Raw genomic sequence first — 1,957 nt, 5'->3', positions numbered from 1 at the left:
GTAGCCGGCCCCCAGCCAAGCTCCGCCATGCTCGACCCCCGGGCAGTACGCCCACGCGGCGACGGGCAAGACGTACCGGCACGGACCCGACCCACCCACCGCACCCCCCTGCGACAGGCGCCCACGCCAGCAGACGGCACGGACCCGACCCACAACACACCGCACCCCCTGCGGCCCCTCCCTCACCCGCCCCCGCCGGCAACCGCCTTCAACGCCAGCCAAAGTTCCATTCGCACATCCGGATCATCCAGCGACCGCCCCAAGATCTCCTCCACCCGCCGCATCCGGTACCGCAGCGTGTGCCGGTGTACCCCGAGGTCCGCCGCCGCCGCGTCCCACTGCCCGTGCCGGGACAGCCAGGCCCGCAGGGAGGCGACGAGATCACCGCGCCCGGTCGCGTCGTGTTCGTTCAGCGGCCGCAGCAACCCGTCCGCGAACGCCCGCACCGCGTCGTCGGCGAGGAGCGGCACCACGGACCCCGCCGCCAGCTCCTCGTGCTCCACGAGCGTCCGCCCCCGCCGCCGTGCGACGGACAGCGCCTGCTCGGCCTGCTTGTACGCGGCGGCCGCGGCGATCGGCCCGGCGGGCGCGGACAGCCCGACGACCAGCTCGTCCTCGTCCCCCGCGGCCGCCTCGCGCACCGTGGCCCGCGCCGCCTCCAACTCCGCGGCGTACTCCTGACACGCGGCCACGGCCGCACCCCCGTCCACGGCGAGCGCGACGAGCCGATCCCCGTCGGGCACGACGAGCACGCACTCCCCGGCCCGCGCGGCGGCGGACTCGACGACTTCGGCGAGCCCGCCGAGCGGGTCGCCGTCGACGGCGGCGGACGCGACCGCGCCCCCCACCGCACTCCCCGCCCCCACACCGACCGCGGACACGGACTCGGCGAGGATCAGCCGGAAGGGCGCGTCGAGCAGCGCCCCGTACAGCTCCCCGGCGACGGCCCGCGCATGGTCGGGTTCCCCGGCGAGCAGCATCCCCACCACAGCCGCGCCGATCCGCTGCTCGGCGGCGTGCAGGGACCGCGACCGCTCGGTGGTGAGCGTGAGCAGGGCGATCGCCGAGTGCACGGCGTACCGCTCGGCGGTGCCGAGGGTGGCGGCCGTGCCCACGGCGAGCGCGGCCCGCGGGCGCCGCCCGGTGCCCAGCGAGTGCAGCTCGACCCGGTCCTCGCCGCCGACGACGGAGCTGGCGGGTGCGGGCCGCTCCCGCAGCCGTTCGACGTCCGCGGTGAGCCGGGCCGCGCGCCGCCCGGCCCAGTCGGGCGCGGTGGCGACGACGGCACCGGAGGCGTCGTACAGGGCGGCCCATCCGTCGACCTGGGAGGCGAGGGCGGCGAGCAGCCCCTCGGGGCCGCCGCTCAGCGCCTGCTTGGTCAGCTCGCGCTGCGCGGCGAACCCGGCGGTGACCGCGCGGTACTGGTCGGCCGCGATCGCGGCGGACACGGCCTTGCTGATGGCGAGGAACGGCGTACGCCGGGGTACTTCGAGGAGCGGCAGCCCCTCTTCCTCGGCGGCGTCGACTAGCGCCTTCGGGATGTCCTCGTAGTTGACGCCGACGGCGAAGCCCAGCCCGACGACACCCGCTCCGGCCAGCCGTTTCACATACCGCCGCATGGCCTCGGGCTCCTCCGCGTCCAGCTTGAGCGCGGTGATCAGCAGCAGTTCCCCGCCCTCCATGTAGGGCACGGGGTCGGCGAGCTCGCTGACGTGCGCCCAGCGGACGGGGACGTCGAGACGGTCCTCACCCGCGCGCACGGTCAGCTTGAGCGCGGAGTGGTGGACGAGCGAGGCGAGCGTGGGGGGCATGAGGCCTTCAGGTCTGTGTGATCTTTGTGATTTTTTGGCCGCGACGTATGAACGACCTGTGTCGATTCTGCCTCACCGTACGGTCACCGGGTGACCGTACGAAACCCTCGCCCCACCCACTCCCTCCCCGCCACCCGCCGCGGGGC

General features: G+C 75.1%; 1 protein-coding gene. It reads right to left on the bottom strand.

What is annotated here, in order from left to right:
- Nucleotides 1–182: 182 nt before the first annotated feature.
- On the bottom strand, nucleotides 183–1,811 hold the full coding sequence (locus ABZS97_RS43850) for a PucR family transcriptional regulator (protein WP_356149649.1): 1,629 nt from the start codon (nucleotides 1,809–1,811) through the stop codon (nucleotides 183–185).
- Nucleotides 1,812–1,957 lie beyond the last annotated feature (146 nt).

Origin of the sequence: Streptomyces sp. NPDC005485, assembly GCF_040606085.1 — a bacterium.
Lineage (GTDB): Bacteria > Actinomycetota > Actinomycetes > Streptomycetales > Streptomycetaceae > Streptomyces.
This window is presented reverse-complemented; position numbering and strand designations above follow the sequence as displayed.

Bases quoted from the DNA above. Each gene is read 5' to 3' on its own strand.
- ABZS97_RS43850 (WP_356149649.1), bottom strand. From the start codon at position 1,811: ATGCCCCCCACGCTCGCCTCGCTCGTCCACCACTCCGCGCTCAAGCTG.